The sequence below is a fragment of the Lentzea indica genome (assembly GCF_012184385.1).
In the GTDB taxonomy this organism is placed as follows: Bacteria; Actinomycetota; Actinomycetes; order Mycobacteriales; family Pseudonocardiaceae; genus Lentzea; species Lentzea indica.
Map to the genome: position 1 here is coordinate 1 of NZ_VSRL01000345.1, position 7810 is coordinate 7810.

Genomic DNA, 7810 nt, shown 5'->3' on the forward strand with positions numbered 1-7810 from the left:
GCCAGCTCCGTCGCGCCGCAGCCCCGCTGCCCGGCGTGTCCCGCCGGCGGGCAGCCCGACGGCCGCCGGATCTGTGCGGTCACGCCAGCCGCGCAGTGCCTTGCCCAGACCGGTGCCGACGTTCGCCGATGCGCTCACGTGCCCAGTATCCGGCCGCCGTGCTCGAACAGCCTGGTACTGGCAGTCCACAGGCAAAGCGCGGTACTGCCTGTCCGCTCCGGGTGCGGCGAGGGTGGAGCCATCACCGAATCACGGAGGAAGACATGACCACCACACTCATCACCGGAGCGAACAAGGGCCTGGGCTACGAGACCGCCCGCCGCCTGGTCGCCTCGGGACACACCGTCTACGTCGGCGCACGCGATGCCGGTCGCGGACAGCAGGCCGCCGCGAGCCTGGGCGCTCGCTTCGTTCAGATCGACGTGACCGACGAGGACTCCGTCAAGGCCGCCGCGGAGATCATCCGTCAGGAGGCAGGAAGTCTCGACGTCCTGGTGAACAACGCCGGGATCGCGGGCGCGGGAAAGCCGGTCGGCGAGGTCACCGCGGAGGACATGCGGAACACCTACGACACCAACGTGTTCGGCGTTGTGCGCGTCACGCACGCATTCCTGCCGCTGCTCGAGTCGGGCGACGCACCGGTCGTGGTCAACGTGAGCAGCGGCCTGGGATCGCTGGCGGCAACGGCCGACCCGAACCGCGTCGAGCACGGCGTGATGCTGCTGGACTACAACTCCTCCAAGACGGCACTCGTGATGATCACCTCGCAGTACGCCAAGGCTTTCCCGTCCATCCGGTTCAACGCCGTCGACCCCGGCTACACCGCCACCGACCTCAACGGCCACCAGGGCCCCGCCACCGTCGAAGAGGGCGCGGACATCATCGTCCGCATGGCCACCATCGGCGCCGACGGCCCGACCGGCGGCTTCTTCGACAAAGCCGGCCCAGTGGTCTGGTGACGGTCCGGGTGCCCAAGACCGAGGCGGCCAAGCTGAGGCTGCTCACCGCCGACCGCGACGCGGCCCTTTCGCACGCGGAGTCCCTTGCCCGGCAACTGGAAGACGCCCGCACGGGCAACGTCGTGCTGCGCACGCGGCGCGAGCGCATTGCCGAGGAACTCCGTGCGGCACAGGGACTTCTGGCCGACGTCGAGCTGCTGGTGCGGCCTCTGCCGGAGGAGTCCTGGAAGAGGAAGTCGCCGCCGCCAGACCGCCAACGTCGACGAGCATCCCGCCGCGCCGAAGCCGAGCGGGGTCCCGATCCCGGTCCGCGTCCGGAACACTCGCGGTGCGCATCGCGACATCCGCGCGAGTCCGGTCCGGTACCACGCGAACAGCCCGCTACCGCGGAACTCCGCCCAGCCGCCGTGACGACGGCGGTCAGGCCGGCGGCCAGTTGTGCAGCGCCGCGTCGGCGACCTCCTGCAGGTCCGCGCGGCCGATGCCGCCGGTGGCCTGGACCGCGATGCCGAAGGCCACTGTCGTGACGTAGAGGGCGAGCCCCCGTGCGCTGGCGTCCGGTGGCAGGTCGCCTTCCTCGACCGCGCGCCGGAAGCGTTCCTCAATACGGCGGCAGGCGACGTTGCGCCACTTCACCAGTGCCTCGTGAGCAGGCGTACCGGCGTCCCCGGCGGCAAGGGCGCCCTGGACGCCCATGCATCCGGCTGGACAGTCCGGCTGGGTGGTGGTCCGCACCGCGCCGTTCAGGAAGGCCGTCGCCACGGCTCGGGCGGTCGGCTCTTCCATGGCGCGCAGCCCGTACGCGGCCGGCCCCTCGGTGTAGCGCTCCAGCGCTTTGCGGAACAGCTGCTCCTTGTTGCCGAACGCCGCGTACATGCTCGTTTTGGTGATGCCCATGGCGTTGGTCAGGTCGGTGAGGCTGGCGCCTTCGTAGCCCTGCTTCCAGAACACGAGCATCGCCTGGTGAAGCGCCTCGTCGGCGTCGAAGCCTCTCGGCCTGCCGACAACGGTGCTCCCGTGACCTGTCACGCCTCCCAGGCTACCCCTTCCGTACCGATCGGTTCGTAAGTGCTACCGTCGCTTTCAGTACCGATCGGTACGGAACTCTGTGGAGGGTAGCGGCAATGGCTCAGTTCGAGGGCAAGACGGCGGTCGTGACCGGTGGGAGCAGTGGCATCGGCCTCGCCACCGCCCGGCGTCTCGCAGCAGAGGGGGCGCACGTCTTCATCACCGGTAGGCGCCAGGCCGAACTGGACGCGGCGGTCGACGCCATCGGCGACGCCACCGCGGTGCGGGGCGACATCGCGGACCTGGCCGACCTGGACCGGCTCTACGACGCGGTCCGCGCCAGGGGCAAGGGGGTGGACGCGCTCTTCGTCAACGCCGCTGTGGCAGGTTTCGCGACGCTGGAGCAGACGACGGAGGAGCACTTCGACCAGATCTTCGATGTCAACGTGCGCGGCACGCTGTTCACCGTGCAGAAGGCGCTGCCCCTGCTCAACGAAGGCTCCTCGGTCATCGTGAACTGCTCGGTCCGCGCCGACGACGGTGTGGCGGAGTTCGGCACGTACGCGGCGACCAAGGCCGCCTTGCGCTCGTACACCCGGACCTGGGCCAACGAGCTGAAAGGGCGGGGGATTCGAGTCAACGCGATCTCGCCGGGCACGATCGACACCCCCGCGATCGCGGCCATCGTCGGCGAGGAGAACGCCGAGGAGGTCAAGGCGGGCTTCGCGGCCCGCGTGCCGATCGGGCGGCTGGGGACGTCGGACGAAGTCGCCGCGGCGGTCGCGTTCCTCGCGTCGGACCAGAGCAGTTTCATCGTCGGATCCAACCTCTACGTCGACGGCGGTGAGAACCAGTTCTGAAGCAACCGGAATTCCCGCGGGTGCCGTCGCGTTCCACGTTGTAGTCTGGTTGAAGTATCAACTAACGGGATGGAAGTGCTTCGCACGGTATGAAGAAGATCGGTTTTCTGTCGTTCGGGCACTGGTCGGACAGCCCGCACTCGCAGACGAGGTCCGCGGCGGACACGCTGCTGCAGTCGATCGACCTGGCGGTGGCAGTGGAGGAGCTGGGCGCGGACGGCGCCTATTTCCGGGTGCACCACTTCGCCAGGCAGCTCGCGTCACCGTTCCCGTTGCTGGCGGCGATCGGTGCGAAGACCGAGCGCATCGAGATCGGTACCGGTGTGATCGACATGCGGTACGAGAACCCGATGTACATGGTCGAGGACGCCGGTGCCGCCGACCTCATCGCCGGCGGGAGGCTGCAGCTCGGCATCTCCAGGGGATCGCCCGAGCAGGTCGTCGACGGGTGGAGGAACTTCGGCTACCAGCCCGGCGAGGGTGAGACCGATGCCGACATGGCCCGCAGGCACTCCGAGGTGTTCCTGAAGGTGCTGGAGGGCGAGGGTTTCGCGCGGCCCAATCCGCGGCCGATGTTCCCGAACCCTCCTGGGCTGCTGCGGCTCGAGCCGCACTCGCCGGGTCTGCGCGACCGGATCTGGTGGGGCGCGGGTTCCAACGGCACCGCCGTGTGGGCGGCTGAGCAGGGCATGAACCTGATGAGCTCGACCCTGAAGTTCGACGAGGGCGGGGCGCCGTTCCACGTTCAGCAGGCTGAGCAGATCCGGGCGTTCCGCGCGGCCTGGACGGAGGCCGGGTGGCAGCGCGAGCCGCGTGTTTCGGTGTCGCGCAGCATCTTCGCGCTCACCACCGACCTGGACGACGCGTACTTCGGCGGTGATGGCGAGAGCACCGATCAGGTCGGCTTCATCGACGGGCCGAACAGGGCGATCTTCGGGCGCTCGTACGCCGCCGAGCCCGAGGTGCTGATCAAGCAGCTGGCTGAGGACGAGGCGATCGCCGAAGCCGACACGCTGCTGCTGACCGTGCCCAACCAGCTCGGTGTCGACTACAGCGCGCACGTGGTCGAGAACATCCTCCTGCACGTCGCGCCTGCGCTCGGCTGGCGCTGAGTTTCGGACGGCGGTGGCGCGGTGAAAAGCCGAGCCACCGCCGTCCGCGTCGCTTGCGGTATTCCGTTGGCGCGCTGCTGACATTCACTCGAACGTTTTTGGCTGTCGACTCGTGAATTGAACAACCCCGCGGATTCAGGAAATCGGGTTCGCTCGTGTCCAGTCATCGACGTGGAAGGGCGTCGCGCTGTGCAAGTCCGGCGTGACGGTCGACGCGTGCGCGACCACCTCCGTCGGCAACCGCCGGTCGGTCAGGCCGAGCCGGCCGCGGTAGTCCGACGCGAAGGCCGCGGCGACGTCCTCGGCGGTCAGCGCGGGCGCGTAGTCGGCCAAGCCCGCGATGGTGCTCGTTCGCAGGTCGTAGCCGAGCGCCTCCGACACGGCCGTGATCACGGCACGCACTCGGTCCGAGACGGTGACCTGGACGACCGTGCTGAACAGGGAACCTGTACTGGTGACGCGTTGCGCCGAGCCCACGACCTTCGTCCTGCCTTCGACGTTGACGCTGAACTCGCCGGGGCAGTACTCGCCGTCCACTTCGCCGACGCGGGCGTCGATGTCACCGAGGCCGCGCAGCACCCGCGCATGGCTCTCGGCGTTCTCGGCGAAGGTCGAGCGGCCCGCGTGACGGATGCCGGACGTGCTGTCGAGGTGGTCGATCACGACAGCGCCGCTGTCGTAGGCGACCATCCGTCCACCCGGCGACCGGACCACTGCCTCGAACCCCGCCGAACGGGCCACCTCGGTGGCCGCGGCGATGCCGGGCGACCGGAGGTCCCGGCCGCTGAAGGCGACGACGGGACCGTGGGGCACGTAGATGTGGACGAGCTGGGACCAGCCCGCGTTGGGCCCGCGCAGCAACAGCGCCGGGATCATCAACTCGGTCACCGCCGACCCGGAGCTCCCGGACACCAGAAGTCGGGTGTGGTTCTTCGCAGTCGGCACGCCGCGATTGTCGACCACGACCTCGCTCATCGCTCCAGGCGCCCCGGCGTTCGGCCTCGGCGGCCAGGTCCGACCGGTGGTTCGCGAACGTTGTTTCGAACTAGCGGTTCGCGAGGAGCTCCAGCGTGTCGACGACGCGGTGCGAGAAGCCCCACTCGTTGTCGTACCAGGCGACGACCTTGATGTGGCGGCCGTCGACGCGGGTGAGCTTCGAGTCGAAGATCGACGACGCCGGGTTGCCGGTGATGTCGGACGACACCAGGTCGTCGTCGGAGTACTCGAGGACGCCCGCGAGCTTGCCTTCCGCTGCTGCGCGGTAGGCGGCGAGCACGTCGTCCCGCGTCACGTCGCGGGCGACGGTCGTGTTGAGCTCGACCAGGGAGCCCACCGGGACGGGCACGCGGATCGAGTCACCGGACAGCTTGCCGTCGAGGTTCGGCAGCACGAGGCCGATCGCCTTGGCGGCACCCGTGGTGGTCGGTGCGATGTTGACGGCGGCCGCGCGAGCCCGGCGCGCGTCGCGGTGCGGGCCGTCCTGCAGGTTCTGCTCCTGGGTGTAGGCGTGCACGGTGGTCATGAAGCCGTGCTCGATGCCCGCGAGCTCGTCCAGGACCGAGGCCAACGGCGCCAGCGCGTTGGTGGTGCACGAGGCGTTCGAGACGATCGTGTGCGTGTCGGGGTCGTACAGGTCGCTGTTGACGCCGAACGCGAGCGTGACGTCGGCGCCGTCGGACGGGGCGCTCACGAGGACCTTCTTCGCGCCCGCGTCGAGGTGGGCGCTCGCGCCTTGGCGGAGGTGAACCGGCCGGTCGACTCGAGCACGATCTCGGCGCCGAGTTCCTTCCACGGCAGCTGTGCGGGCTCGCGCTCGGCGAGCACCTTGATGCGCCGGCCGTCGACGACGAGGGTGTCGCCGTCGACCTCCACCGGGCGGCCGAGGCGGCCGGAGGTCGTGTCGAACTTGAGCAGCCGCGCGAGTGCGACCGGCTCGGTCAGGTCGTTGATCGCGACGACTTCGAAGTCGCTGTCGCGTTCGAGCAGAACGCGCAGGACATTACGTCCGATGCGGCCGAATCCGTTGATGGCGATGCGAGTCAAGCCGATGCCCCTTCAATTCGCGGACGCGGCCGTGCAGATGGCGGAATTGGACCTGGGAACACGGCCGGTGCCATGCCGATAGCGATCTTGCCGACGATCCGAGAGTACCGCTTTCATGCCTGAGGCGTGGCCCGGTGACCGCGGCTGCTCACTGGATGAGAATGCTCATTTCGACCATTGGCCGAGCGCACCGGCGAGTACGAACAGGTAGGTCACGCGAACGGTGTACTCTCGACCTCATCGGGGCCTGACTTCGTCAGATCTTCCCCGGACCCCCCAGCGCCGTGCGGCCGCTCCGGCTCCAGCACCACTCGCCGTGAGCACGCACAGGACGCAGAGAAAGTCGGAACCCATGCAGAACCAGTTCGTTTCGCGTGACGATGCGCAAGACGGAGCACGACCAACCACCGAGTTCGTCGCGGAGGGGCTCTTCAGCCACCCGGACACGGATCACCCCAGCACGAGGCCCGGCCCTCCGCCCGCGGAGGAGCAGCGTTCGTACACCGGCCTCTTCCACGAACCGGCCGACGGACCGGCGAACGCCGAGAGCGTGGCCTGAATCCCGCTGCGGCCTGTGGTCAGCTTCGCTTCGCGAGATAGACGGTGTTGGTGGAGTCCTTGTCCTGCAAGGGGTTGGGGAAGCTGATGATCTCAGCCCGTACCGCGGTGAAGACCGTCGCGAGGGTGGCGGTGAACTCCTCGTCGGGCGGGTCGTTGGACCACAGCGCGAAGATTCCGCCGGGGGACAGCAGGTCGGCGAGACGCCGCAGGCCCTCGGGCTGGTAGAGGTCGGCGTTGCTCGGGTGCAGCAGGTGGCGTGGTGAGTGGTCGATGTCGACGATGATGGCGTCGAACAGCCTGCCGGGCTCTGCCGGGTCGAAGCCCTGCCCGGAGCGGAGCATGGCGAAGAAGTCGCCGTGGACGAGGCGGCAACGCCCGTCGGCCGCCAGTGCCTCTCCTGCGGGGATGAGTCCCTGCTGGTGCCATTCGATCACCTCGTTGAGGGCGTCGACGACCAGCAGCGAACCGGTGTGCGGGTGCTCCAGCACGGTTTGTGCCGTGTAGCCGAGTCCGAGGCCGCCCACGACCACGTGCAGGGGTTTCTGCGGCAACTCCGCGAGTGCCAGGCGGGCCAGCTCCACCTCGGCGACGGTGAACAGGCTGGACATCAGGAACTCGTCGTTGAGCTTGATCTCGTGGATCTCCTGGCCGCTGCCGGGATCACGCCTTCGGCGCAGGGTGAGTTCACCCAGAGGCGTCTGGCGCCAGTCGAGTTCCTGGAAACGAGCACTCATGCGTTGGTCAGCTCCGTGGCGCCGGCAGAAGAGAGATGGAGACTGATCGGCATTCGTGCTGATCGGTCATCGTGGTCGGCACCGTACCTCGTGGACCTGTTACGGGCAGGATGCCGCGACCGGGGGCGCGACGGCCGGTTCCACCGCGGTCCGCTCAGCTCGGACCGAGGCGATGCCGCCGAGGATCAGCAGGCCGCCGACGAGTTGCAACGGAGTGAGTTTCTCACCCAGCAGGAGCCAGGCGAACAGGGACGCGGAGACGACCTCCAGGAGTGCGACGAACGACGCGAGCCGCGACCCGAGCAGCCCCGAGGCGGTGATGCCGGTCGCGTAGGCCAGCGCCGTGCCGAAGACCGCGACGACGAGCAGTGGCACCCACCAGGCCGTGGTCGTGCCGAACAGGGGCAGGTCGCCGAACGTGGCGGTGAACGGGAGCAAGCCGGGTTCGGCGTCCGTGGTGCCGCTGGACATCCACGACGAGAACGCCGTGAGGGCTCTGCTGGAGCGGGTGAAGCTGGAGCGCGGGCGGCTCG

General features: G+C 68.8%; 8 protein-coding genes and 1 pseudogene. 4 read left to right on the forward strand and 5 right to left on the reverse strand.

Features of this window, described 5'->3' with window-relative positions:
- Positions 1-263: 263 nt before the first annotated feature.
- The gene (locus FXN61_RS45020) at positions 264-959 is read left to right on the forward strand and encodes an SDR family oxidoreductase (protein ID WP_167979943.1); all 696 of its coding nucleotides are present in this window, start codon (positions 264-266) and stop codon (positions 957-959) included.
- A gap of 420 nt (positions 960-1379) precedes the next feature.
- Here FXN61_RS45020 and FXN61_RS45025 read toward each other — a convergent pair whose 3' ends face one another.
- Positions 1380-1988, reverse strand: coding sequence for a TetR/AcrR family transcriptional regulator (locus FXN61_RS45025; RefSeq protein ID WP_312878487.1), 609 nt, complete (start codon positions 1986-1988; stop codon positions 1380-1382).
- 95 nt (positions 1989-2083) lie between these two features.
- On the opposite strand from FXN61_RS45025, the gene FXN61_RS45030 reads away from it, so the two are divergent.
- Both FXN61_RS45030 and FXN61_RS45035 read left to right on the forward strand, forming a co-directional pair.
- Complete coding sequence (locus FXN61_RS45030; protein ID WP_167979944.1) at positions 2084-2827, forward strand: SDR family NAD(P)-dependent oxidoreductase; 744 nt, start codon at positions 2084-2086, stop codon at positions 2825-2827.
- A gap of 89 nt (positions 2828-2916) precedes the next feature.
- Complete coding sequence (locus FXN61_RS45035; RefSeq protein ID WP_167979945.1) at positions 2917-3939, forward strand: LLM class flavin-dependent oxidoreductase; 1023 nt, start codon at positions 2917-2919, stop codon at positions 3937-3939.
- 135 nt (positions 3940-4074) lie between these two features.
- On the opposite strand, the gene FXN61_RS45040 is transcribed toward FXN61_RS45035, so the two are convergent.
- Positions 4075-4914 (reverse strand): lipoyl protein ligase domain-containing protein, encoded by an 840-nt coding sequence (locus tag FXN61_RS45040; RefSeq protein ID WP_167979946.1) that lies wholly within the window; start codon positions 4912-4914, stop codon positions 4075-4077.
- A 70-nt stretch (positions 4915-4984) separates the two neighbouring features.
- Positions 4985-5982 (reverse strand): annotated as a pseudogene (gap, locus tag FXN61_RS45045) (type I glyceraldehyde-3-phosphate dehydrogenase).
- 352 nt (positions 5983-6334) lie between these two features.
- Between gap and FXN61_RS45050 the strand changes: the two are divergent.
- Entirely contained in the window at positions 6335-6541 is a 207-nt protein-coding gene (locus FXN61_RS45050; RefSeq protein ID WP_167979947.1) for a hypothetical protein, read from the forward strand.
- A gap of 19 nt (positions 6542-6560) precedes the next feature.
- Here the strand turns inward: FXN61_RS45050 and FXN61_RS45055 are convergent, their stop codons facing one another.
- Both FXN61_RS45055 and FXN61_RS45060 read right to left on the reverse strand, forming a co-directional pair.
- Positions 6561-7277: a spermine/spermidine synthase domain-containing protein gene (locus tag FXN61_RS45055; protein WP_167979948.1), complete on the reverse strand. Its 717-nt coding sequence runs from the start codon at positions 7275-7277 to the stop codon at positions 6561-6563.
- A 99-nt stretch (positions 7278-7376) separates the two neighbouring features.
- A partial coding sequence (locus tag FXN61_RS45060; RefSeq protein ID WP_167979949.1) for an EamA family transporter occupies positions 7377-7810 on the reverse strand: 434 nt, incomplete at its 5' end.